Consider the following 25,468-nt stretch of genomic DNA (forward strand, 5'->3'; position numbering starts at 1 on the left):
TTTGTCGCATGAGGCATATCCAATCGGAACCCGGCCCGTCCAGCGCCGGAAGAACCAAGGGGTGTTTCGCGCACAGGGAAGATGGGTTGAGTGGCAGACATTGTTTGCCCCGGGACCGTTCTTTAACTACTGTGCAATGAACGCGAACTCCCAAGGCGCTTCAATGCGCCATTGGCGTTTTCGGGCGAGAACATGAGATAAATCAACCACGTACGTCGTGCGTTCGGAATCATAGGCATAGGACCGTCTGATATCGAGAGATGGAATCGCAGCAGATTGAACAATACCGCATGATTCTTTTCACACTTTCGGAGGCCGCCGGCGCTGATGAATGAAATCCGCGGCGAAAAGGTATCGTTTCGCAAGGAAGACATTGTTGTCCTGCATTCCCTGCCATCAGCGCAGGCTCATGATCCGTGTATCGTTCACGCGCCAAACAAGCGCGGGATTGCACGGCTTGTGTTCACAACGACGATTGTCCTCACCGCGATTTTCCTTCTTTTCGGTGCAACCGTCCTTGCTGCCATTGAAGGCGGGTTTCTCGACGAGCCGCTGAATGCGCGGGCGCAGACGGCGCTGAACGCTGCAATCGGCGACGGATACCATGCCGAGGTCGGAAGCACCGTCTTGCGCATGACCTCGAATGGTGCGTTGGCGCTCAAAGCGCAGGACGTAACACTGGTTGAAAACGTCTCCGACAAACGCCTGGTCACCACCAATTCTGTCTTTATCGAACTCCACCCGTTGGCCTTGATGACCGGCCGGGTCGCGGTTTCACGGATAGAGGCTGAGGGAGCGACACTTGATCCGTCGCTGCTGCCCCAAGGCAAGCCGATCGATCTGGCAGCCATTCGCATCACCGATGTTGCCGGAGGACTGGAAGTCGTTTTCGACCAGATCGACCGTATCTCCCAGCTGATCGGCCGCAGTAATACGGAAACGATGCGCATCGCAGACCTGAAATTGTCCATTGCCGGTCCTCGCCAGCGCATCGTACCTGTCGTGGTGGAAACCCTGGATTTTAAGCGCGCTGCCGACGGCTCTATGCAGATTGATGGCGCCTTTTCCATCGATGGACAATCTTCGCAACTTCATCTTCGCGCTGACCGTCAGAGCGGGCGTCTCACGACGCTCAACGGTTCCGCCTTAGGCTTGCCGCTGTCTGCCTTCCTGCATCGTAACGACACCGCAACGGAACTTGCATTCGGGATCAAGAGCAGCGCCGATCTGACCATCAATGCAACGCGGGCCGCTGAAAACACGCCACCGACGCTGCAGTTGAGCGGCCGATCCAACGACGGTATCTTCGATGCGGGCGGCTTCACATCAGAGCTCAAACCTTCCGAACTCAATGTCAGCTATGATTTTGCCCGTGACAGGATCGAGATCCTGCCGTCGATCGTGCGCGTTGGCCGGTCGACTTTCCCGTTTACCGGTGTGATCGCGGATCTAGACCCAGCTGTGGTGGCTGGAAAGAAGGGCTTTTCGATCGACCTTCTGGCGCAAGCCGCCAGTTCGTCGCCGATCGATGTTTCCGAGGCGCCGCTGATATTCGACGCCAAGGCTCAGGGGCGCTATTTATCGGAAAGCCGCCAGCTGGTTTTTGACGAACTGACGGTGGCGAGCAGGCTCGGCACCGCTGCCGGTTCGTTGTCTATGACTTTCGGGGAAGCCTCGCCCCAGATCAGCTTCGCCCTTGTAAGCAGCAAGCTACAGTCTGCTGCGGTGAAACAGCTCTGGCCCTGGTGGATCGGCAAGACGGCACGGCGATGGGTGATCAATAACGTTTTCGGCGGCACGGTCACGGATGGCAAGATCGAAGTGTTCCTGCCAATGGGGCGCATCACGCGCACCGTTGGCCCCATCGATCTGAATGCCGAGGAATTGAGCGTCGCATTCAACATTGCCGATGCCCGGGTCAATTTGGTTGGTGATATTCCGCCCTTGCGCGATGCCGCCGGCGCTTTCAAGCTGAAGGGCGAGCGCATGGATGTGGAGATCGAACGCGGAACGGCGTATTTTCCCTCGGGGCGCTCAGCCACGGTGAACGGTGGTCATCTTATTATCCCCAATACCTACGAAAAACCGTTGATTGCCGAAATGAAACTCGATGTCGGTGGGCAGGCGGACGCGATTGCAGAGCTTGTCAGCTACCGGCCCCTTCTTGCCCTGCAACGGACAACTTTCAAGCCGGAAGATTTTACCGGCGACGTAACGGCGCAAGTGGGTGCGCGGTTTGGTCTCGTAGCCGCCCAGAAACCGCCGCCGCCGCAGTGGCAGGCGGAGTTGCTGCTTAATGGCGTCACCGTCAACAAACCAATCGGTGAAAAGGCGATTTCCGACATAAGGGGCAGCCTCAGGATCGACCCGCAACAGGCAGTCCTGGACGCCAAGGCCAACATCGAAGGCGGGTCCATGGACATTTCTCTCATCGAGCCTGTTGGTGCCGACAGCCCGGTCAAAAGAAAGCGCGAGATTTCCGGGACGCTCAATGACGCGATGCTTGCCAAGTTCGCTCCGGGAATTGCGACCTTTATCAGCGGCCCCGTGTCGCTGGATATCAACATCGATGATAATAATCGACAGGCGGTTTCGGCGGATCTCGGCAGTGCTTCAATTTCGCTTCCCTGGATCGGCTGGTCGAAAGGATCAGGGATTGGTGCCAAGGCGACGTTTTCCGTCGAGCAGACGGACGGCATGGCTTATATTAATGATCTGAAGCTGACGGGCGATGGTTTCGGTGCAACGGGTGCGCTTGTGCTCGACAAGTCAGGTTTGAATTCTGGAGAGTTCTCCTCGGTCCAACTTTCCAAGGGCGATAATTATGGTGTCAACGTCAAGCGCCAGAAAAGTGGCTTTGCCGTCAGCGTCAATGGCTCGTCCGCTGATCTACGCCCCGTTATCGAAAGTCTGCGCAGCGGGTCAGGTGACGATAATGGCGATGGCAAGCGGATCGCTATCAATGCAAACCTTCAACAGGTGACCGGCTTCCATTCCGAAACAATGTCCAACGTCAATCTGAGCTACGCGGCGAGAGGCAAGCAGATCGACGACATCGATCTGTCGGCAGTGACCGATAGCGGTCAGGCCGTGGTTGCCAAATTGACGAAAAACGGTGCCGACAACGTTCTGGAATTGACCAGTGGAGATGCCGGGTCGCTGGCGCGATTTGCCAATATCTACAGCAATATGCGCGGCGGCTTGCTCAATCTGAAACTGCGCGATCGGGGTGGCAGTTCCTGGCGGGGAAATGTCGATATCCGCAAGTTCTCTCTGGTCAACGAGGCGAGACTGCAATCGATCGTCTCTACGCCGACGGGTGCCGATGGCAAAAGCCTGAACCAGGCAGTAAAGAAGAATATCGATGTCAGTTCGGCCCGTTTCGAGCGAGGTTCGGCCAATGTGGCGCTCGACAATGGATCGATTGCGATCGAAGGCGGGGTCGTTCGCGGTGTCGATGTCGGCGCAACCTTCCAGGGAACGGTGCGCGACAAGAATGGCAATATGGATATGACCGGAACGTTCATGCCTGCCTATGGGCTTAACCGGCTGTTCGGCGAACTGCCGATCATCGGCGTTCTCCTCGGCAATGGCCGGGACCGGGGCCTGCTCGGCATCACCTTCAAACTGGTCGGGCCGTTCGCCAAACCGAACCTGACAATCAATCCGCTCTCGATCATCGCGCCCGGCGTGTTCCGCAGCATCTTCGAATTCCAATAAAAAACCGGCGGGAGCGCCGCCGGTTTTTCAGGTTCTGTACCCGTGCTGCGCGTCAAACGGGCCGGACGAGGATGTGCTTCTTTTTGCCGAGTGACAGCTTGATAACGCCGTCTGCCGTAACATCACCGGTGCCGATCAGCAGACGATCGTCGCTGACGGCTGCATCGTTGAGGCGGACTGCCCCATCCTTGAGGAACTGCCGCACCTTGCCGTTGGACTCTGCCAATCCGGCACGGACGAACAGCGCGAGAACACCGATGCCAGCCTGAAGCTCTGCTGCCGGTACATCGATGGACGGCAGGTTGGCTGAAAGGGCACCTTCTTCGAAGGTCTTACGGGCGGTCTCGGCTGCTTCTTCTGCTGCTGCACGTCCGTGCAGCGTCGCTGTGATTTCGGTCGCCAGTATCTTCTTGACCTCGTTGATCTCGGTGCCAGCGAGCTGCGAAAGGCGAGCAATCTCGGTCATCGGAAGCGTCGTATACAGCTTGAGGAAGCGCGACACGTCGGCATCTTCGGTGTTGCGCCAATATTGCCAGAAGTCATAGGCTGACATCATGTCCGGGTTGAGCCAGATGGCACCGTTGACCGACTTGCCCATCTTGGCGCCCGAGGACGTGGTCAACAGTGGCGAGGTCAGTGCGTAGAGCTGCGGCGTTCCCATGCGGTGGCCGAGATCGATACCATTGATGATGTTGCCCCACTGGTCGGAGCCCCCCATCTGCAGGCGGCAACCGGTGCGTTTGTAGAGTTCGACGAAGTCGTAGGCTTGCAGGATCATGTAGTTGAATTCGAGGAACGACAGCGATTGCTCGCGCTCGAGCCTGGTTTTGACGCTATCGAAGGCGAGCATGCGATTGACCGAGAAGTGACGGCCAACATCGCGCAGGAATTCAAGATAGTTGATGCCAAGCAGCCAATCGGCATTGTTGATCATCAGGGCGTCTTTCGGCCCTTCGCCATAGGTCAGATAGTTGGAGAAGACCGATTTGATGCTGGCGATGTTGGACGCGATGGTCTCCGGCGTCATCAGCTGACGCGCTTCATCCTTGAAGGATGGGTCTCCGACCATGCCGGTGCCGCCGCCCATCAGCGAGATCGGCTGGTGACCAGTCGCCTGCATCCAGTGCAGCAGCATGATCTGTATCAGGCCGCCGGCGTGCAGGCTCGGTGCGGTCGGATCGAAGCCGATATAGGCCGTCACGGTTTCCTTGTTGAACAGCGCATCCAGTCCGGCATCGTCGGATGTCTGGTGGATGAAGCCGCGTTCATGGAGGGTGTGAAGGAAATCGGACTTGAATTCGGACATGACCTGTCTCTTTCGGTGGGCTGTTTTGAAAGGAATGAGCACTTGCTGGATATTTGCGCGGCGTTTAGCACTGTTTGGTGAAAAGTGCACGTGTTTGCATCGTGAATGTTTGCTTGGGAGTTGAGTGCGGGATGGCGCAGATGAAGACGGCAATCGGGCTGATGAGCGGCACCAGCATGGATGGCATCGATATCGCGCTGGTCCGAACCGATGGCCGTGACAGGGTCGAGCGCGGCGCAACCCTTGGAATAACCTATGACACAAAGTTTCGCGATCGCTTGAAACAGGCGCTGGAGGATGCAAGGGTGGTGCGGCAACGCGCGGAGCGGCCGGGCAGTCTTGCCGATGTCGAGCGACAGTTGACGTTGCGTCATGCTGAGGCCGTGCACAGTTTCCTGAAGAAAAACAATCTGCAGCCCGCAGATATTGATGTGATCGGCTTTCACGGCCAGACGGTACTGCATCGTCCCGACGACGCCCTGACGGTGCAGCTTGGCGATGGCGCGCTGCTGGCACGCGAAACCGGCATTGCCGTTGTTCACGACATGCGCGCCAACGACATGGTGCATGGCGGGCAGGGTGCGCCGCTGATCCCCGTCTACCATGCGGCCCTTGCAGCCGGTTTGCCTACGGAACTGCGCTCGGAGCGGCCGGTCGTGTTTGTCAATATCGGCGGCATCTCCAACCTGACATATATCGGTACAGGCGGACAGATCGTTGCCTATGATAGCGGCCCGGGCAACACTTTGATCGACCAATGGGTCGAGGCGCATGCCGGCATTCCGTATGATCAGGGTGGCATGATCGCCAGTGAGGGACGTGTTTTGACCAATCTGGCAGAACGGTATCTGTCCAATCCGTTTTTCTCCGTAAACAAGCGCCGCTCCCTTGACCGCAACGACTTTTCGCCACCGGCCGGCGCGGATGCGAGCCTTGAGGATGGCGCACGCACGCTTGCTTACGTCACGGCAGCTGCCATTCTCAAATCTGCACAGCATCTGCCACAGCAGCCAGGCACGTACATTATCTGTGGAGGTGGACGGCTGAACCGGATCATCATGCGCGACCTCACCGATCTTGCATTGAGCGAGGAGGCAACGGTCATGTCTGCCGAGGAAGCCGGATTGGATGGCGATGCCATGGAGGCGGAGGCATGGGCCTACCTTGCCGTGCGTTCGCTTGAGGGATTGCCGCTGACATTTCCCGGCACGACGGGAGTAGCAAAACCGGTCACTGGCGGCGTCTTCAATCCGCTTTCGGGGCCTCTGCCGTCCTTCCCTGATTAACCTTTCTTTTGCCGGACACCGTTACCATTCACGCGAATCTGCGATGTCCTTTGGCATGGGCGGAGGAGAACACGCGGCGTGCGTGTTCTCGAAACGGACATATCAATGAACGGCGCGCTCTTCCTACTGACGGTTAATTTTCTGATAGCGCAGCTTTTTTGCGCGTTTTTCCTTGTCATCTCCCGGCGCAGCCGCATTCCGTCCGCTGGGCTCTGGTTTGCTGCTGCCTTTGCCGTCGCCTCGCTGTCTGCGGTGTTTGAGGTCATGATTCGCTACGGGGATTTCGACCGGATTGCGAGCTTCGGGGCATTCAGTTCCGTGCTGAGTGCACTTTTGATGATCCGAGTCGGTATCGGCCGCCTGTATGCGGTACCGGCAAATATTTGGACCATCACGGCGCTTCTGTGTGCAGCACTGCCTCTCAACCTGATGATCTATGATTTGCCGCGGGGCTCGTTCGCGCATTCACTCGGCTACCAGATGCCGTTCGCGATTGCGGAGTTGATCTGTGCGGTAGCGGTCTACCGGTCCGGGCGGCGTGAGACAGCCGACCGGGTCCTCATGGCATTGCTGCTGGTCACGGCCGGAAATTTTGCCAGCAAAGTCTATTTTGCGGTGAAATTTAGCGGTGGAGACACGGCCCAAGCCTATCTTGGCAGTACCTTTGCGCTGGTTTCCCAGAGCCTCAGCGCCGTGCTGGTCGTCTCCACAGGTCTCACATTGCTGGCCGTTATCGTCGTTGAAATCATGGATGACGCCAAGGCGAACTCTGAAATCGACCCTCTGTCAGGGCTTTTGAACCGGCGCGGTTTCGACGCGAGAGTAAGCCAGATCCTTGCCCGCCCGATGTCTGCCTATCCGCATAGCGTGATTGTCTGCGATCTCGATCATTTCAAGGCCGTGAACGACACCTATGGTCACGGCGCCGGCGATCAGGTGATCCTGGCTTTCGGCCGTATGCTTGCGGGGCATGCACCACCGGAGGCGATCTGCGCGCGTTTCGGCGGTGAGGAGTTTGCCATCTTCCTGCCGTCGACAGGCGAAACGACGGGGTATCTGTTCGCACAGGGGCTTCGAAACAGCTTTTCGTCGCTTGCGATTATCGGATTGCCGGACACGGTTCGCCTGTCGGCCAGTTTTGGCGTTTGCGCGCTGGCCTCACCCGGGGACAGTATCGTCGATACCATCAAGGGCGCAGATTCTGCGCTCTATGACGCCAAGAAGGGCGGGCGCAACAGGGTAAACCGAGCAGGACAGGCGATATCCGTCAACCCGGAAGGTTGGCAGGCACAGGCATGATGTCCATGTTGGCAAGGTCATAATGACCGGACGCCGGGGCGCCGAATGCGTACCCGGCAGGTTGGACAATCAAGCTATCGTTTGAAATTGTACTTTGCCTTCGTGCAGGAAGCACGCCTTGGAAAACAGGCTCATATCGACGCGATTGGGCAGGCGGATGTCCTGCAAGTCTGGCAGTGGTTTGCTTTCAGGATCATAGGAACGATCGATCTGAGACAGGAAAACAAAGATGATCCCTGCCTTTTCTGCGAAAGCTTGAAGGGCGCCGAGTTGCTCTGAAAGTTCCGGCTTGTCTCTGCGCTGATCGAGGATTTGCAGATAGTCGACCACGGCAACCGTTCCGCGGGGAGCACCGGCAAGATGACGGATGATATGGCCGGCGCAAATGTCGTCGTCAGCCACAATCTCTAGCGCGTCACCTAGGCCGGATATTTCGCCTTCCAACGCGCGGATACGCTGCTTGGTTTCGCCTTCGGTATATTCCAAGGTGAAGAACACGCTTCTCCTGCCGTCACTGGTCGCTTCCAGCAGGAGTTTGAGCCCTAACAGCGTCTTGCCATGTCCGGGACGGGCACCCAGCAATACGATATCGCCGTCGGAGAGCCGGGACAGGATGCCTCTTTCGCCGGAACTGCCTGAAGCTTGTGCAGCAAGCAGGCTCCAGTCTGCAAAACCGTCTTTACGGGCTATGCGATCGAGTGCGGCATGCAGGGCGATTTTTTCGTCGCGGGCCAACAATTTAGCCCGGCGTTTCAGTTGATAGATCGGGGCGGATAATCTCATCACAAAACCTCCATTGCGAGCAGAAAACGCAATCCCTCCTTATGCGGCGCCCGAACAGATGGATCGATGATGGAATTGCCCCGTATGAACGATACTTCCCCGATTTGGAGGGAGGAGGCGCGGGCCAAGCCTGTACCCTGATTCATATCGCGAGTCGGAGAGGGCAACAAGAAGGAGGCTGATGGTTGCCTGCAGTCCTCCGCGAGGGCGCAGAGCAAAATCTGCAGTTCCGCGACTCCGCATAAAAAATGGCACTCTGCGGCTGTTGAGACGCAGAGTGCCATTCCAGAATATACGGGGGCAGCTAATCCCAGAATGCTTATGCGCCCGTTGGCAAGGGGGCCGGTGCAACCGACCCCTGCCTGGTTAGCGGATTCGCTTTGCTGCCGGTTCTGGCGTCAATTCGCCGTTCAGGCGGCGATCAAGGTAGTCCTCGCATTCAGCCATCAACGTATCGACCTGGCCGCTGAAGAAATGGTTGGCACCGGGCACGGTCTTGTGCGTGATCAGGATGCCCTTCTGCGCCTTCAGCTTATCGACCAGCGTGTTGACGTCCTTTTCTGGTGCTACCTTGTCGAGATCGCCGTTGATGATCAGGCCGGACGACGGGCAGGGTGCAAGAAACGAGAAGTCGTAGGTGTTCGGCTGCGGCGCAATCGACATGAAACCTTCGATTTCCGGACGGCGCATCAAAAGCTGCATGCCGATCCAGGCGCCGAAGGAATAGCCGGCAACCCAGCAGCTCTTCGAATCCGGATGCATGCTTTGTACCCAGTCGAGCGCCGATGCGGCATCCGAGAGTTCGCCGGCACCATGGTCGAATTCACCCTGGCTACGGCCGATCGAACGAAAATTGAACCGTAGCGTGGTAAAGCCGCGCTTCTGGAACATGTAGAACAGCTGGTAGACAATCTGGTTGTTCATCGTGCCGCCGAATTGCGGATGCGGATGCAGGACGATGGCGATCGGGGCGTTCTTCTGCTTGGACGGCTGGTAACGGCCTTCGAGGCGACCGGCCGGTCCGTTGAAGATGATTTCGGGCATTGGCTCTCCGGGCTTGATTCTGGTACTAAAAACCGGTTCAGAGCTGATGCAGTCTTGACGAAAGCAGTCAGCTTTTCTAAAACCAGTTTAGAACCATTCAAAACTTTGACACGGACTTTCCGTGGCGAGTGCTGTCTCTTACGGCAAGCGAAGCGAAAAATTCAAGGAAAATGCACCGGCCGCATGCCTTTAGATGGCAGCCGGTTCATCTTTGGCAAGGGAATATGGCACAAGAGCGCATCTATATGGACTGGAACGCCACCGCGCCGCTCATGCTGGCGGCGCGCGAGGCGTGCCTGACTGCGCTCGATCTCCTGGGCAACCCATCTTCGGTACATGGCGAAGGCCGTAAAATCCGCACGTTGATTGAAAATGCGCGCCGCGATGTCGCGGCTCTTTGCGGGGCGTCTGCTTCAGGCGTGACCTTTACCAGTGGCGCGACGGAAGCAGCCAATTGGGTGTTGACGCCGGATTTTCGCATGGGCAAGACACCGCTGACGATCGGCCACCTCTATATTTCCGCGATCGAGCATCCGGCAGTTCGCGAAGGCGGGCGTTTCGGCAAGGCTGATGTCAGCGAGATTGCCGTGACGCCGGCTGGCACGATCGATTTGGCTGCACTCGAAGCCACTCTTAAAGCCCATGATCGCCAGTCTGGCCTGCCGATGGTTGCCGTGATGCTGGCCAACAACGAGACGGGTATCGTCCAGCCGATCGATGACGTGTCTCGCCTGGTCAAGGCGGTGGGCGGTATTCTGGTTGTCGATGCAGTTCAGGCCGCCGGACGACTGCCTCTGTCGATAGAAGCACTCGGTGCCGATTTCCTGATCATCTCGTCGCACAAGATCGGCGGCCCGAAGGGCATTGGCGCCCTCATCGCGCGCGGCGAAATCCTGATGCCTACGGCACTGATCCGTGGCGGTGGCCAGGAGAAGGGGCATCGCTCCGGAACCGAAAACCCGGCCGCCATTGCCGGATTTGGCGCTGCGGCGCGGTTTGTGGCTGAGGATCTGGAAGGGCGGATGAGCGGTGTCTCGGCACTGCGCGACAGGCTGGAAGCCGCGATGATCGCAGCAGAACCCGATGTTATCATTCATGGTCGCGACGGTGCGCGTGTTGGCAATACCTGCTTCTTCACGCTGCCGGGGCTCAAATCGGAAACCGGTCAGATCGCTTTCGATCTTGAAGGGGTCGCACTTTCGGCAGGCTCCGCCTGCTCTTCCGGCAAAGTCGGCCAGAGTTACGTTCTGTCAGCGATGGGACACGATCCGCGCCATGGGGCACTGCGGATTTCGATCGGGCCGTCAACGACGGAAGCGGAGATCGATCGATGCGCCGAGGTCTTTGCCAAGGTCGCGGCGCGGCGCAGACTTGCGGGGGCTGCGGCTTGACTCTGAATTAAATTGCGGAAATTGAATTTTCCGCTTGGCAAACGGGGTGAAAATGCCCCTTAAGCCCACTACATAGGCGATACACGAACATTGTATCGTACTGACAAGCTGCCGGACCTTGTATCCGGCGAGATTGGAGAACGACATGGCTGCTGTGCAGGAAACAATCGATCAGGTCGCCCTGATTGATGTGGACCAGTACAAATACGGGTTTGAGACGACGATTGAAATGGACAAGGCGCCCAAGGGCCTGTCCGAAGACATCATCCGTTTCATTTCGGCAAAGAAGAACGAACCGGAGTGGATGCTCGAATGGCGTCTGGAAGCGTATCAGCGTTGGCTGACGCTGGAAGAGCCAAACTGGGCGCGCGTCAACTATCCGAAGATCGATTTCAACGAGATCTATTTCTACGCGGCGCCGAAGAGCACGCCGGGCCCGACGTCCATCGACGATGTCGATCCCGAGCTTCTGCGGGTCTATGAAAAACTCGGCATTCCCTTGCGCGAGCAGGAAATCCTGGCCGGGGTGAAAACGCCGCGCATCGCCGTCGATGCCGTGTTCGATTCCGTTTCGGTTGTCACGACCTTCAAGGAAGAGCTGAAGAAGGCTGGCGTGATCTTCATGTCGATCTCCGAAGCCATTCGCGAACATCCGGATCTGGTGAAGAAGTATCTCGGTACGGTCGTTCCGACCACCGACAACTACTATGCGACGCTGAACTGCGCCGTGTTCACCGACGGATCGTTCGTCTATATCCCCAAGGGCGTTCGCTGCCCGATGGAACTGTCGACCTATTTCCGTATCAACGAAAAGGGCACCGGCCAGTTCGAGCGCACGCTGATCATCGCGGAAGAGGGGGCCTACGTCTCCTATCTGGAAGGCTGCACAGCGCCGCAGCGCGACGAAAACCAGCTGCATGCGGCGGTTGTCGAGCTGGTTGCGCTTGACGACGCCGAGATCAAGTATTCGACGGTCCAGAACTGGTACCCTGGCGACAAGAACGGCAAGGGCGGCATCTACAATTTCGTCACCAAGCGTGGCGATTGCCGCGGCAAGAACTCTAAGATTTCGTGGACGCAGGTCGAAACCGGCTCGGCGATCACCTGGAAGTACCCGTCCTGCATCCTGCGCGGCGATGGTTCGCGCGGCGAGTTCTACTCGATTGCTGTTTCGAACGGTCATCAGCAGATCGATTCCGGCACCAAGATGATCCATCTCGGCAAGAACACCTCGAGCCGCATCGTCTCAAAGGGCATCGCTGCCGGTTTTAGCCAGAACACCTATCGCGGCCAGGTCTCGACTCACCGCAAGGCGGAGAACGCGCGTAACTTCACGCAGTGCGACTCACTCCTGATCGGCGACAAGTGCGGCGCCCACACGGTTCCTTATATCGAGGCGCGCAATTCTTCGGCCCAGTTTGAGCATGAGGCGACGACGTCGAAGATTTCCGAAGACCAGCTGTTCTATTGCCTGCAGCGCGGCATTCCAACGGAAGCGGCGATCGCACTGATCGTCAACGGCTTCGTCAAGGAAGTCATTCAGGAACTGCCGATGGAATTTGCGGTCGAAGCGCAGAAGCTAATCGGGATCTCGCTGGAAGGCTCAGTCGGTTAAACGCCGCATACATTTTGAACGTGGTGCGCGGACCGTCGCGCCCAAAACTCTATTCGTTTCCCAAGAGGACGACGTAACATGCTTGAAATCAGAAACCTCCATGCCCGTATCGCCGAAGATGGCACCGAGATCATCCGTGGTCTGAACCTCACCGTGAAGGCTGGCGAAGTCGCTGCCATCATGGGTCCGAACGGCTCCGGCAAGTCGACACTGTCCTACATCCTGTCAGGCCGCAGCGATTACGAAGTCACCGAAGGCGACATCCTCTACAACGGCGAGAGCGTTCTTGAGCTCGACCCGTCCGAGCGCGCCGCCAAGGGTATCTTCCTTGCCTTCCAGTATCCGGTTGAAATCCCGGGCGTTGCGACCATGCAGTTCCTTAAGGTGGCCTTGAACGAGCAACGCAAGTATCGCGGCGAACCCGAGCTCTCGACACCGGATTTCATTCGCCGCGTCAAGGAAGCCGCTGCCAAGCTTCAGATCAACCCGGACATGCTGAAACGGCCGCTGAACGTTGGTTTCTCCGGTGGCGAAAAGAAGCGGGCCGAAATCCTGCAGATGGCCCTTCTGGAACCAAAGCTTTGCGTGCTCGACGAAACCGACAGCGGCCTCGACATCGACGCTCTGAAGATCGTTTCGGACGGCGTAAACGCGTTGCGTTCGCCTGACCGTGCGGTGATCGTCATCACCCACTATCAGCGCCTGCTGGAGTATATCGTGCCCGATAGTGTCCACGTTCTCTACAAGGGCCAGATCATCAAGTCCGGCGACAAGTCGCTGGCGCTTGATCTTGAAGCCAATGGTTATGCCGACATCATCGATGCGGCAGCTTGAGGAGTACCGGGATGAACATGCAAACGGCAATCACGATGACGGCCGCCGAGACGGCCCTCGTCGATGCCTATACCGCCCAGATCGGTGAACTGCCCGGCGAAGGCGCCGTGTTGTCTGCCCGCGATACCTTGCTGGCAAATCTCAGGCAGCAGGGCCTGCCGACACGCCGCGTCGAATCCTGGCACTATACGGACTTGCGCGCGCTGTTGCGTGCCGTTCCGGCCTTCGACCCGGCGGCGTTTGCCCAGAAGGTCGATCCGCTGGTTCCGGGTTCTTCGGTGCTTGCAGTGCTGAACGGCAAGGCTGACACAAAGAACCTGCCTGCCGGCATCAACGTGCGCTCCTATGCCGAAAGCCTGATCGATGGTGTCGCCGCTGCCGATCTGGTCGAACGCGATCAGGACGACGTGATCGGCCGGATCAACGGCAGCTTCGTGCGCGACGGTTTCGAGATCGAAGTGCCCGAGGGTACCGAGCTGGAACAGCCTCTCGAATTTCAGCTGGTTCAGAGTGCCGGCCAGAGCCATTCCCGCTTTCCGGTGACGTTCGGTGCCAATTCCAAGGCAACGATCATCGAACGCCATCTCTCGGTCAGCGATGCCGCCAGCCTGGTGACGGTTGTCAGCGACCTGATCCTTGACGAAGGTGCCGAAATCACCTGGATCATCCTGCAGCAGCAGGGCATGAGCGACAGCCATCTTGCCCAGGTGAATTTCGACCTTGGCACCAATGCCAAGCTCCGGCTGTTCATCATCAATGCCGGCGGCAAGCTGGTGCGTCAGGAAGTGCATGGCGTCACGACGGGCGAAGGTGCTGATTTCAAGATGCGCGGCATCAACCTGCTCGGTGGCGATACCCATACCGACGTGACGTTCACGCTCGGTCATGACGTACCGAACACCACATCGACCGAAATCCTCCGCAACGTGCTGTTTGATCGCGCCAAGGGTGTGTTTCAGGGCCAGATTCGCGTTGCTCCGGACGCACAGAAGACCGACGCGAAGATGGCGTGCAATACGCTGCTTCTCTCCGACGACGCCGATTTTTCGGCAAAGCCGGAGCTGGAAATTTTTGCCGACGACGTTCAATGCGGCCATGGTGCCACGGTCATCGATATCAACCCGACGCATCTCTACTACCTGCGTGCCCGCGGCATTCCTGAAAACAAGGCGCGTGCCATGCTGGTCAACGCCTTCGTTGATGAGATTGTCGAGGAGCTCGAACATGAAGACCTGATCGAGACGCTGGCAACGATCATCGCCGCCTGGCTCGAAAAGCACGCCTGATTGGATCATGGACATGGAACATACGGTGCCGGTAGCGGCCTATGACGTCGAAGCGATCCGCAGGGATTTTCCGATCCTGTCGCGGACCGTCTACGGCAAGCCGCTGGTCTATCTCGACAATGGCGCCTCGGCGCAGAAGCCGCAGGTGGTCATCGACGCCGTATCCCATGCCTATGCCAATGAATATGCCAATGTCCATCGCGGCCTGCATTTCCTGTCGAATGCCGCGACCGACGCCTATGAAGGTGCCCGAGAAAAAGTGCGCCGGTTCCTGAACGCGCCTTCGGTCGACAATATCATCTTCACAAAATCCTCGACCGAGGCGATCAACACGGTTGCCTATGGCTACGGCATGCCAAAGATCGGCGATGGCGACGAGATCGTCGTCTCGATCATGGAGCACCATTCCAATATCGTGCCGTGGCATTTCATCCGCGAACGCCAGGGCGCCAAGCTGGTCTGGGCGCCGGTTGATGATCAGGGCACATTCCATATCGACGATTTCGTCAAATGCCTGACTGACAAGACCAAGCTGATCGCCATCACCCATATGTCGAATGCGCTGGGCACCGTCGTTCCGGTCAAGGAGATCTGCCGTATCGCACGCGAACGCGGCATTCCGGTACTTGTCGATGGCAGCCAGGCTGCCGTCCATATGCCGGTGGACGTGCAGGATATCGATTGCGACTGGTATGTCATGACTGGCCACAAGCTTTATGGCCCGTCCGGAATCGGCGTGCTCTATGGCAAAATGGACCGGCTGAAGGAAATGCGTCCGTTCATGGGCGGCGGCGAGATGATCGTCGAGGTGACCGAAGACGCAGTGACCTACAACGAACCGCCGCATCGTTTCGAGGCCGGCACGCCACCGATCGTTCAGGCGATCGGTCTCGGTTATGCGCTGGATTACATGGACACTCTCGGCCGGGCAGCAATTGCGGCCCATGAAGCCGATCTTGCCGCCTATGCGCACCAGCGCCTATCGTCGGTCAACTCGCTGCGGGTGATCGGGACGGCACCGGGCAAAGGTGGTATCTTCTCCTTCGAACTTGAGGGTATCCATGCCCACGATGTGTCGATGGTCATCGATCGCGCCGGTGTAGCGGTGAGAGCAGGAACGCATTGCGCGCAGCCGCTCTTGAAACGCTTCGGCGTGACCTCCACATGCCGTGCATCCTTTGGTCTCTACAATACGCGGGCCGAAGTCGATGTGCTGGTGGATGCGCTTGAGCAAGCCCGCAAATTCTTTGCGTAAGGACATAAACCGATGAGCCTTGATACGACTGCAGACAAGATCGACGTTCGTGAAGGGATTGTTCACTCCGCAATTCCGGCGGACGAACTGGCGCGCCTGAGCGATGATGTCATTTCCGCGCTGAAGACCGTCTACGATCCCGAAATTCCATCCGATATTTTCGAACTTGGTCTGATCTACAAGATCGACATCGAAGACGATCGCATGGTCAAGATCGCCATGACGCTGACGGCCCCTGGCTGCCCCGTCGCCGGCGAAATGCCGGGCTGGGTTGAAAATGCCGTCGGTGCTGTCGAGGGCGTGTCCGGTGTCGAAGTGTCGATGACCTTCGATCCGCCGTGGACGCCGGACCGTATGTCGGAAGAGGCGCAGGTTGCGGTCGGTTGGTACTGATCGCGTATTGATCCCTTAACCGGCGCGCATTACATTCTGGACTCGGAAAGCACAGGCCTTGAACCTGGTTGCTACAAGGAGAACGGCCCATGGGCTTTGCAGTCATGAGTTTGAGCGATGCGGCGGCTGGCCGCGTCAAGGCGATCGTCGAAAATGCCGGCGGTGACGCCCAAGGCATTCGCGTTGGGATCAAGAAGGGCGGCTGCGCCGGCATGGAATATGCCATCGACATGGTGACCGCGGCGAATCCGAAGGACGATCTGGTCGAATATCAGGGCGCCAAGGTTTGGGTTGCCCCCGAAGCCGTGCTTTATCTGCTCGGAACCCGGATGGACTTCGAAGTGACGACGCTGCGCTCGGGCTTTACCTTCAACAACCCGAACCAGACATCGGCCTGCGGCTGCGGCGAATCCGTCGAACTGCAGCCCGCCGATCTGGCTGCACTGGCAGCAAAGGGTGATGCGGTCGTTCGCGCCAGCTGAGCATGCTGCTGCGCTGCAGCGCTATATCGGAAATTCACAAAGAGACTGGTTTGCGCCAGTCTCTTTTTCTGTTTTTATACGCATATGACTACGGGGCGGAGTGTAACTGAATATCCGATGGCGGCGGCGCAGACAGAATTTGTCCAGGCGATCTATGATCTCTTTCCTTCGCCCGTCATCTTTGTCGATGCCGATCGCATCATCTTGTCCGTCAACGCTGCCGCCATCGAGCAGTTTGGCTATGCGGCCGAACAGGTGATTGGCGGTTCATCGCGCTGTCTCTACGCCAGCGACGAGGACTTTGAAGCGGCAAGTTTCCAGAGCGCCGCAGGCCCTGGTAAGGCGCAATTTTCGGAAGGTATCTACCGATACCGCCGCCGCAACGGCACGGTGTTCCAGGCCCGGTTGCGCGTCACGCCAGTCGTCGATTCGACCGGCGCGAGGCTGGGGTTTGCCGGTATCGTTCACGATATCTCCGATTATCTTGAACTTGACCGCGAACGCCGGAAAGCTGACGAGATTCTCAATACGGCACTGCAGGCCATTCCGGAAGGGTTTGCAATCTTTGACGCCGAGGAGCGGATCATCGTTTACAACGATGCCTATAGGCGGATCTGCGGTGCAGCCGGCCCCAAACTCAAAATCGGCATGACGGCCGAAGAGATCATGCTCTCCGTCTACGAGGTGGGATATTACCCCAATGCCCCCGTTGGATCACCGCAGGCCAAGGCGTGGTTGGAGAAACGCATGCGGGCCTTCCGCAATCCGGGCGGCGACAACCAGATTTTCGAGTATGGCGACGGCCGCTGGTTGCGAATCGAAGATTTGAGGACGCAGGACGGCAATACTGTTGCGCTTCGCATCGACGTCACCGATTTGAAGCGGGCTGAGATTGCGCTCGATCGGCAGCGGCTTGAATATTACACGCTGGTGCAGAATATTCCCGACGTCATTTGCCGCATCTCCCACGATTTCAGATACACGTTCGTCAACGACCGGTACGCGCGGCTGGTTCATACGCCGGCTGATGATCTGATTGGAAAATCGATTTTCGATTTTGTTCCGGAAAAGGACCGCGAACGTTTGTTCGCCACGATGAAAAACCTGTCTGTCGAGGCGCCACTCGCTGCGCGCGAGCAACACCGGACATTGGCTGATGGCAGCGATCTCTGGCTGTTTTGGTCAAATATCGCGGTCTTCGATGGTGGCAAGCTGGCCGAATATGTCACGATCGGGCGTGATATCACTGAATTGAAGCAGCAGCAGCAACGCATCGTCCAGCAGCGTGCCGAGTTGCAGCGCAAGAACGATGCGCTCAATCAGTTTACAGGAACGGTGTCGCATGACCTGAAAGCGCCGCTGCGACACATGTCGATGTTTTCGGAAATGATCGTCGAGGATGTCGCCGTTGGCAATCTTGAAGAACTACCGGTTTATGCCGGCCATCTGCGCCAGAGTGCGCGGCGGATGGATCAGTTGATCGACAGCCTTCTGGACTATGCCCAGATTGCTGACGAAATCGGCAGCTGGCAGATCGTCTCGATGGCCGACGTGATTTCCGATACCATCCTCAATCTCGATAGTTTCATCCGGGAATCCGGGGCCAGCGTCGAGTTTTCGGCACTGCCGCAGCTGAAGGGCGACCCCGAACTGCTGAAGCGCCTATGCCAGAACCTGATCGGTAATGCCATCAAGTACCGGCGGGAGGACGTGAAACCTGTCGTCCGCATCTACGCCGAGACGGCGGAGGATATAGTCCGGGTGTTTTTCGAAGACAATGGCATCGGCGTTGACCCGCGCTTCTCCAGGAAGATTTTCGATGTGTTCCAGCGCCTGCACCGGGACGAAACCATCTACCCCGGTACGGGTATCGGGCTGGCGCTGGCAAAACGCATTGCCGAGAGCCACGGCGGATCCATCGAACTTGACACGGCCTTCACCCACGGTGCACGTTTCATCGTGACACTCCCGGAACTGAGGCAATCTGGAGGAAAGCAAGAAGCGTTTGGAAACCCGCGTGAAGAAGCTGCTGATGGTCGATGATGACGAGATTGACGCGCAGTTCGTCAAACGCGCCTTCTCCGATCTTGGCGGCAATTTAGAGATCACCCATATCACGGATGGAGACGTGGCGGCACAACGACTGTCGTGCGAGCCGTTCGATTATGTCCTTCTGGACATCAACATGCCGGGAACCAACGGGACGGACCTGTTGCGGCGCATCCGCACGGATGAGAAGACCGCGATCGTTCCGGTGATCATGCTGACCTCATCGATGAATCCGAGCGACGTGCAGACATCCTATGCCTGCGGCGCCAACGCCTATGCCCTGAAACCTTCGTCCGTCAGTGGCTACAGACGCTTTGCCGAGGGGTTCACGCGCTTCTGGGGCGATATTGCGGTTTACCCTCCAAACCAGACGCAAGCTTAATCCCGGCACATCGCTGGATGTAAAAAGGGGCGCATCGAGCGCCCCTTTCATTTCTTTTGTGCTTACTCAGCTGCCTCAGCGTAATCTTCCAGCGGCGGGCAGGTGCAGACCAGGTTACGGTCACCGAAGACGTTGTCGACCCGGTTGACCGGCGACCAGTACTTGTCGACCCGGAAGGCGCCCGGCGGGTAGCAGGCCTGTTCGCGCGAATAAGGACGATCCCATTCGCCGACGAGGTCTTCCACCGTGTGCGGGGCGTTCTTCAGCGGATTGTTGGTCCGGTCCATCTTGCCGTCTTCGATGGCCTGCGCCTCGGCGCGGATCGCCAGCATGGCGTCGCAGAAGCGATCGATTTCAGCCTTGGTTTCCGATTCCGTCGGCTCGATCATCAGCGTGCCGGCAACTGGCCAGCTCATGGTCGGGGCATGGAAGCCGCAGTCGATCAGCCGCTTGGCAACGTCATCAACGGTTACGCCCGCGCTGTCGACCAGCGGACGCGTGTCGATGATGCACTCATGTGCCACGCGTCCCTTTGCCGACTTGTAGAGCACGTCGTAAGCGCCCTTGAGCCGTGCTGCGATATAGTTGGCGTTGAGGATAGCCACCTTTGTCGCCTGCGTCAGCCCTTCGCCGCCCATCATCAGGCAGTAGCTCCAGGAGATCGGCAGGATTGACGCCGAGCCGAACGGGGCAGCCGAAACGGCACCTTCGCCACCATCGGTTTCCGGATGGCCGGGCAGGTAAGGAGCCAGATGCGCCTTGACGCCAATCGGTCCCATGCCCGGACCACCGCCACCATGCGGAATGCAGAAGGTCTTGTGCAGGTTGAGGTGGCTGACGTCGGAGCCGATATCGCCGGGGCGGGCGAGACCCACCATGGCGTTCATGTTGGCACCGTCGAGATAGACCTGGCCGCCGTGCTTGTGGACGATGTCGCAGACTTCGCGAACATTTTCCTCGAACACGCCATGCGTCGACGGGTAGGTGATCATGCAGCAGGACAGGTTTGCTGCATGCTGCTCCGCCTTGGCGCGGAAATCGTCCATGTCGATGTCGCCGTTGTCGCTGACCTTGATGACGACGACCTTCATGCCGACCATCTGGGCCGAGGCAGGATTGGTGCCGTGGGCGGAGGTCGGGATCAGGCAGACATCGCGATGATCGTTACCATTGGCACGGTGATAGGCGCGGATGGTCAGAAGTCCAGCATATTCGCCCTGTGCACCCGAGTTCGGCTGCATGGAAAGCGCGTCATAACCGGTGATCTCGCAGAGTTTCTGCGAGAGATCGGTGATCATGTGGCGATAGCCTTCAGCCTGATCGGCCGGCACAAAGGGGTGGATTTCCGAAAATTCCGGCCAGGTGATCGGCAGCATTTCGGCTGTCGCGTTCAGCTTCATCGTGCAGGAGCCGAGCGGGATCATCGACCGGTCGAGCGCCAGATCCCGGTCCGACAGCCGGCGGATGTAGCGGGTCATCTCGCTTTCCGCACGGTTCATGTGGAAGATCGGATGGGTCAGATATTCGCTGGTGCGCAGCAGGGTTTCGGGCAGGCGGTAGCCGGCTTCGAAATCTTCTACCTTGAAATCGCCTCCAAACGCCCGCCAGACGGCTTCCAGCGTGACCGGGCGCGAGCGCTCGTCAAGGCTGATGCCGATCTTGGTGGTGCCGATTCGGCGCAGATTGACCTCTTCGGCAACGGCTGATTTCAGGATGATGCCCTGCAGCTTGCCGACATCGACCGTGATCGTGTCGAAGAACACGTCCGGCTCGACAACGTAGCCTAGCTTTTCGAGGCCAAGCGCCAGCAAGACAGCCTTCTGGTGCACGCTCTGGGCAATCGCCTTGATGCCCTTCGGGCCGTGGAAGACGGCATACATCGACGCCATGACGGCGAGCAGCACCTGCGCGGTGCAGATGTTGGACGTCGCCTTTTCGCGGCGGATGTGCTGTTCGCGGGTCTGCAGCGACAGGCGGTAGGCGCGGTTGCCGCGGCTATCCTGTGAAACGCCAACCAGACGGCCGGGCATCGAGCGCTTGTAGGCATCCTTGACGGCCATGTAGGCCGCATGCGGACCACCGTAACCGACCGGAACGCCGAAACGCTGGGTGCAACCGATAGCAATATCGGCACCCATTTCGCCGGGCGACTTCAACAGCGCCAGCGCCAACGGATCAGCGGCGACCGTGGCGATTGCGCCGGTCTGATGCAGGCGTGCGATCAGGCCGGTGAAATCGTGAACGTGGCCATAGGTACCGGGATACTGGAAGATCGCGCCAAAAACGTCGACCGGATCGAGATCGGTAAACGGGTTGCCGATGACGATCGACCAGCCGAGCGGTTCAGCGCGCGTCTTCAAAAGCGCGATGGTCTGCGGATGGCAGCCCTCGTCGACGAAGAAGGACTTGGCCTTGGATTTTGCCACGCGCTCGGCCATCGCCATGGCTTCGGCGGCGGCGGTTGCTTCGTCGAGCAGCGAGGCGTTGGCAACGTCGAGACCCGTGAGGTCGCAGACCATCGTCTGATAGTTCAACAGCGCCTCGAGACGGCCTTGACTGATTTCCGGCTGGTAAGGGGTATAGGCCGTGTACCATGCCGGGTTTTCCAGGATGTTGCGCTGGATAACCGGCGGCGTGATCGTGCCGTAGTAGCCCTGGCCGATCAACGAGACAAGTTTCTTGTTGCGGTTGGCCGTTTCGCGCATCTTGTCGAGCGCTTCGCGCTCGGTCATGGCAGCACCCCAGGCAAGCGGGGCCTTCTGGCGGATCGACGGCGGAACAGTGTCGTCGATCATGGCGTCGAGGCTGGGATAGCCGATGACCTTGAGCATCGCCGTCATCTCATCGGGCGAGGGGCCGATATGACGCCGGTTGGCGAAGTCATACGGCTGGTAGTCGGTAAAGGTGAAATCCTTCGGCATGCTCATCAGGCGATCAGCTCCTTGTAGGCGGCTTCGTCCAGGAGGGCATTGACGGCCGACGGATCGGAAAGCTTCAGCTTGAAGAACCAGCCGGCGCCCTGCGGGTCGCTGTTGACCAAAGCCGGATCATCGACGATGGCCTGATTGGATTCAACGATCTCGCCATCAAGTGGACAATAGACGTCGGAGGCTGCCTTGACGGATTCGACTGTGGCAGCGGTGGCGCCCTTGTCGAGTGCGGTACCGGCTTCCGGCAGTTCCACGAAGACGAGGTCGCCGAGCTGTTCCGCAGCGTGGGCAGTAATACCCACCGTTGCAACATCACCCTCGATTTTCAGCCACTCGTGTTCATCGGTAAATTTCAGCATGGGGTTCAGCTCCTGATCAGCGTTTGTAGGTCGGGGTGACGAAGGGAAGGGCGGAGACGGTAATCGGCAGATATTTGCCGCGTACTTCCGCGAAAACCTGGGTGCCGTTGGCGGTGTGGGCCATATCGACATAGCCCATGGCAACGGGATGATCTGCACTGGGGCCAAAGCCGCCGGATGTGACAGTGCCGACCGGCGTCTTGCCCTCGGCATCGGCAAACAGCGGCGCTCCGCCGCGAACGGGAGCCTTGCCTTCCGGCTTCAGGCCGACACGGCGACGGCTGGCACCGTCAGCGAACTGGCGAAGAATGACGTTGGCGCCCGGGAAGCCGCCCTCACGGGTACCACCGGCGCGGCGTGCCTTTTGCATCGCCCATTCGAGGCCCGCCTCGACCGGCGTCGTCGTGGTGTCGATATCGTTTCCGTAGAGACACAGGCCAGCTTCGAGACGCAGGGAATCGCGGGCGCCAAGGCCGATGGGCATGACGTCGGGATGCTCGAGGATCCGGCGCGTCACGTCCTCAGCAGAAGCGGCCGGAATGGATATTTCAAAGCCGTCCTCGCCGGTGTAACCGGAGCGGGAGATGATGCAGGGAACGTCGTGCAGGGCAGCTTCCACTACATCCATGAAGCGCATGGTGGCGATATCGGCCCAGAGTTCGGCCAGCACGCATTCGGCGCGTGGCCCCTGCAGCGCGATCAGCGCGCGATCGTCGAGCAGGGTCAGCTCACAGGTGTCGCCAAGATGCTTTTGCATATGGGCGAAATCGGCTTCCTTGCAGGACGCATTGACGACGAGAAACAGGTGGTCACCGCGATTGGCGACCATCAGGTCATCGAGAATATGGCCCTTGTCATCGGTGAACAGCGCGTAACGCTGGCGTCCTTCGGCAAGGCCAAGCACATCGACGGGAACCAGCTTTTCGAGCGTCAGTGCCGCATCCTCAATCCGGCCGGATTTCGGCCGCAGGATCACTTGTCCCATATGCGAGACATCGAACAGGCCGGCGGCGGAGCGGGTGTGCAGATGCTCCTTCATGACGCCAGCGGGATATTGCACCGGCATGTCGTAGCCGGCAAACGGCACCATTCGGGCACCGAGCGACACGTGCAACGCATGCAGCGGTGTTTGTTTCAGGGGGGAATGATCGTCCAAAGTCCGGCCTCCAGGTCTGGCGTCACACGCCGGCTCATCTCCACGGCGCATTTTGTGCGACGTTTCCTCAAGCCCCCTCTGTCCCTTTGCCTGAGATTGTTATCCCTTCGGCGAGCGAAACCGCTTCTCTCCAGAGTCCTACCGGCACCTTGCTGGTCCATTGGCCTGAGAGTTTCCGGGGCGGTTGCTCCTTCGGCACCGGTATTAACCGGATTCTCCCAACAAGATCGATTTCAGATAACGGCGATGCCAGCGGCTTGGCAAGCGCAAAATGTCGCGCCCGAACAGATTTTTGTCGTGCCTGTTTGGTCGTCGTGAACAGGATAGAAAATCGTCCTTTGCATTTTTGCTGCCGAGGCGATAACGCAATCATACACGATGAGGATGATCGATGGCGGCAGCCGGGCAACAATGGCGGAAAGCGGTGCGGGTGCTTTCAGCGCTGGCCCTGCTGTTTTTGTCATTTGCCCATCAGCCGGCCTTCGCCCGCCAGATCACGCCGGCAATGGCGGCAGGCTACCTGCTGCCGGACGGTACGATCGGCGATATCTGCTTCGGACTTGATGGCATCGAGGGCAAGAGCCACGGTTCTTCGCATGAGGCCCTGGCGCCGGTTTGCGACTATTGCCGGCTGGCAGGTTCTATTGTCTTGCCATCTCCCCCAGGCGATGGCCATCTCATTGTCCGTGTTGCCGCGATTTCTGACCGCAAGCCGGGTTTCCTTTCAATTTTCGTGTCGCGTCCGCGCCTGCTGCCGCAATCACGGGCGCCTCCATTCTCGCTCTGACAGTATCGCTCCGGCGATTTCCACTTTATTCAGAGCATTTAGCCGCCCGATGCGGCTTTGACCGGCATGCCTGCTGTTGGCAGCAACCGGTCCGGAGGCAGATCAATGACACAGACCAGAACAACCCTTCTCGCACTCGCGCTTTCGCTCGGCACAGCCGCCACCGCGCACGCCCATGCATCCTTTGAAACCGATGAAGTCGCCTCGGAAAGCAGCTTCAAGGCCGTCCTGCAGGTTCCGCATGGCTGCGACGGCAAAGCCACCACTGAAGTACAGGTCAAACTGCCGGAAGGCTTCGTCTTCGCCAAGCCGCAGCCCAAGGCTGGCTGGGAGCTTGAAATCATCAAGGGCGACTATCAGAAGAGCTATGACAACCACGGCAAGACGGTCACGTCCGGCCCGCTAGAAATTCGCTGGAAGAACGGCAATCTGTCAGACGATTTTTACGACACCTTTGTCATCAGCGGCAAAATCTCCGGCTTCGACAAGGAAACCGAGGTTGCCTTCCCGGTCACACAGCTCTGCGGTTCCGCCGACAAAGTCGTGTGGGATGAAATCCCTGCTGCAGGCCAGAGCGCCCATGCGCTGGAACATCCGGCACCGACTGTAACCGTGACCCCTGCCAAAGCTGGCGGCCACGATCATCACGATATGGCGGCGATGGCCGGTATGGGCGCAACCGACGGCGCTCCCGTCAAGGCCGGTTCCCTGGAAATTTCCGGCGGTGCGGTCAAGGCGATGCTTCCCGGCGCCAAGGTCGGCGGTGGTGGGTTTCTCATTAAGAACGAAGGGGCTGAAGACGACATGCTTGTGTCAGTCGAGAGCCCGGCGGCAGGCCGCGTCGAACTTCATGAGATGACTATGCAGAACGACGTGATGAAAATGCGCAAGCTGGAGAGCGGTGTTGCCCTTCCGGCTGGCAAAACCGTTACGCTTCAATCAGGCGGCCTGCACCTGATGTTCATGGATGTGAAAAAGCCGTTCGCTGAAGGCGACAGCATCCCGGTGACGCTGACCTTTGAGAAGGCAGGCAAGATCGATTACGTGCTGTCCGTCGGCAACGCTGCCGGTGGCGCCCATAAGCACAAATAAAATCGCCGGATTTTTTTCG

At 58.6% G+C, this 25,468-nt stretch carries 20 protein-coding genes and 1 riboswitch; of the genes, 14 read left to right on the forward strand and 6 right to left on the reverse strand.

Going from position 1 to position 25,468, the window contains the following annotated elements; all coding sequences use genetic code 11:
- The first annotated feature begins 327 nt into the window (after positions 1-327).
- Positions 328-3,720: a DUF3971 domain-containing protein gene (locus tag R6X40_RS05470; protein WP_318411685.1), complete on the forward strand. Its 3,393-nt coding sequence runs from the start codon at positions 328-330 to the stop codon at positions 3,718-3,720.
- 52 nt (positions 3,721-3,772) lie between these two features.
- Here the strand turns inward: R6X40_RS05470 and tyrS are convergent, their stop codons facing one another.
- Positions 3,773-5,026, reverse strand: a complete 1,254-nt coding sequence (gene tyrS, locus R6X40_RS05475; protein WP_318411687.1) for a tyrosine--tRNA ligase — start codon at positions 5,024-5,026, stop codon at positions 3,773-3,775.
- Positions 5,027-5,157: 131 nt separating this feature from the next.
- Between tyrS and R6X40_RS05480 the strand changes: the two genes are divergently transcribed.
- A complete protein-coding gene (locus R6X40_RS05480) occupies positions 5,158-6,312 on the forward strand; it encodes an anhydro-N-acetylmuramic acid kinase (protein ID WP_318411689.1) in 1,155 nt (384 codons plus the stop codon).
- Positions 6,313-6,390: 78 nt separating this feature from the next.
- Positions 6,391-7,611: a GGDEF domain-containing protein gene (locus tag R6X40_RS05485; protein ID WP_318411690.1), complete on the forward strand. Its 1,221-nt coding sequence runs from the start codon at positions 6,391-6,393 to the stop codon at positions 7,609-7,611.
- 69 nt (positions 7,612-7,680) lie between these two features.
- On the opposite strand, the gene R6X40_RS05490 is transcribed toward R6X40_RS05485, so the two are convergent.
- Both R6X40_RS05490 and R6X40_RS05495 read right to left on the reverse strand, forming a co-directional pair.
- Complete coding sequence (locus R6X40_RS05490) at positions 7,681-8,394, reverse strand: DNA helicase (protein ID WP_318411691.1); 714 nt, start codon at positions 8,392-8,394, stop codon at positions 7,681-7,683.
- Between the two features lie 366 nt (positions 8,395-8,760).
- Complete coding sequence (locus R6X40_RS05495) at positions 8,761-9,438, reverse strand: alpha/beta hydrolase (protein ID WP_318411692.1); 678 nt, start codon at positions 9,436-9,438, stop codon at positions 8,761-8,763.
- A gap of 224 nt (positions 9,439-9,662) precedes the next feature.
- Between R6X40_RS05495 and R6X40_RS05500 the strand changes: the two genes are divergently transcribed.
- From R6X40_RS05500 to R6X40_RS05540, 9 genes are all read left to right on the forward strand, one after another.
- Entirely contained in the window at positions 9,663-10,829 is a 1,167-nt protein-coding gene (locus tag R6X40_RS05500; RefSeq protein WP_318411694.1) for a cysteine desulfurase family protein, read from the forward strand.
- Between the two features lie 145 nt (positions 10,830-10,974).
- Positions 10,975-12,444 carry a Fe-S cluster assembly protein SufB gene (sufB, locus tag R6X40_RS05505; RefSeq protein ID WP_318411696.1) on the forward strand — a complete coding sequence of 490 codons (1,470 nt, stop codon included), beginning with the start codon at positions 10,975-10,977 and terminating at the stop codon, positions 12,442-12,444.
- Positions 12,445-12,522: 78 nt separating this feature from the next.
- Complete coding sequence (sufC, locus tag R6X40_RS05510; protein WP_318411698.1) at positions 12,523-13,278, forward strand: Fe-S cluster assembly ATPase SufC; 756 nt, start codon at positions 12,523-12,525, stop codon at positions 13,276-13,278.
- Between the two features lie 11 nt (positions 13,279-13,289).
- A complete protein-coding gene (sufD, locus tag R6X40_RS05515; protein ID WP_318411699.1) occupies positions 13,290-14,564 on the forward strand; it encodes a Fe-S cluster assembly protein SufD in 1,275 nt (424 codons plus the stop codon).
- 13 nt (positions 14,565-14,577) lie between these two features.
- Positions 14,578-15,819, forward strand: coding sequence for a cysteine desulfurase (locus tag R6X40_RS05520; RefSeq protein WP_318411701.1), 1,242 nt, complete (start codon positions 14,578-14,580; stop codon positions 15,817-15,819).
- A 12-nt stretch (positions 15,820-15,831) separates the two neighbouring features.
- Positions 15,832-16,212 carry an SUF system Fe-S cluster assembly protein gene (locus tag R6X40_RS05525; RefSeq protein WP_318411702.1) on the forward strand — a complete coding sequence of 127 codons (381 nt, stop codon included), beginning with the start codon at positions 15,832-15,834 and terminating at the stop codon, positions 16,210-16,212.
- Positions 16,213-16,301: 89 nt separating this feature from the next.
- On the forward strand, positions 16,302-16,694 hold the full coding sequence (gene sufA / locus R6X40_RS05530) for a Fe-S cluster assembly scaffold SufA (RefSeq protein ID WP_318411704.1): 393 nt from the start codon (positions 16,302-16,304) through the stop codon (positions 16,692-16,694).
- Positions 16,695-16,811: 117 nt separating this feature from the next.
- The gene (locus R6X40_RS05535) at positions 16,812-18,737 is read left to right on the forward strand and encodes a PAS domain S-box protein (RefSeq protein ID WP_318411706.1); all 1,926 of its coding nucleotides are present in this window, start codon (positions 16,812-16,814) and stop codon (positions 18,735-18,737) included.
- Complete coding sequence (locus tag R6X40_RS05540; protein ID WP_318411707.1) at positions 18,712-19,125, forward strand: response regulator; 414 nt, start codon at positions 18,712-18,714, stop codon at positions 19,123-19,125. Before R6X40_RS05535 ends, R6X40_RS05540 begins: the two co-directional genes overlap by 26 nt.
- A 62-nt stretch (positions 19,126-19,187) precedes the next feature.
- Here the strand turns inward: R6X40_RS05540 and gcvP are convergent, their stop codons facing one another.
- The 3 genes from gcvP to gcvT are packed head-to-tail and all read right to left on the reverse strand — an operon-like array spanning position 19,188 to position 23,570.
- On the reverse strand, positions 19,188-22,052 hold the full coding sequence (gene gcvP / locus R6X40_RS05545; RefSeq protein ID WP_318411709.1) for an aminomethyl-transferring glycine dehydrogenase: 2,865 nt from the start codon (positions 22,050-22,052) through the stop codon (positions 19,188-19,190).
- Positions 22,052-22,414, reverse strand: a complete 363-nt coding sequence (gene gcvH / locus R6X40_RS05550; protein WP_113244772.1) for a glycine cleavage system protein GcvH — start codon at positions 22,412-22,414, stop codon at positions 22,052-22,054. The genes gcvP and gcvH overlap by 1 nt, the downstream gene beginning before the upstream one ends.
- A gap of 16 nt (positions 22,415-22,430) precedes the next feature.
- Complete coding sequence (gene gcvT / locus R6X40_RS05555) at positions 22,431-23,570, reverse strand: glycine cleavage system aminomethyltransferase GcvT (RefSeq protein WP_318411711.1); 1,140 nt, start codon at positions 23,568-23,570, stop codon at positions 22,431-22,433.
- Between the two features lie 143 nt (positions 23,571-23,713).
- A riboswitch (glycine riboswitch) is annotated at positions 23,714-23,801 on the reverse strand.
- Positions 23,802-23,961: 160 nt separating this feature from the next.
- On the opposite strand from gcvT, the gene R6X40_RS05560 reads away from it, so the two are divergent.
- Complete coding sequence (locus R6X40_RS05560) at positions 23,962-24,357, forward strand: hypothetical protein (protein WP_318411713.1); 396 nt, start codon at positions 23,962-23,964, stop codon at positions 24,355-24,357.
- A gap of 105 nt (positions 24,358-24,462) precedes the next feature.
- Positions 24,463-25,449: a DUF1775 domain-containing protein gene (locus R6X40_RS05565; RefSeq protein ID WP_318411715.1), complete on the forward strand. Its 987-nt coding sequence runs from the start codon at positions 24,463-24,465 to the stop codon at positions 25,447-25,449.
- Positions 25,450-25,468: the final 19 nt, after the last annotated feature.

Origin of the sequence: Rhizobium sp. PL01 (genome assembly GCF_033447125.1) — a bacterium.
GTDB lineage: Bacteria > Pseudomonadota > Alphaproteobacteria > Rhizobiales > Rhizobiaceae > Pararhizobium.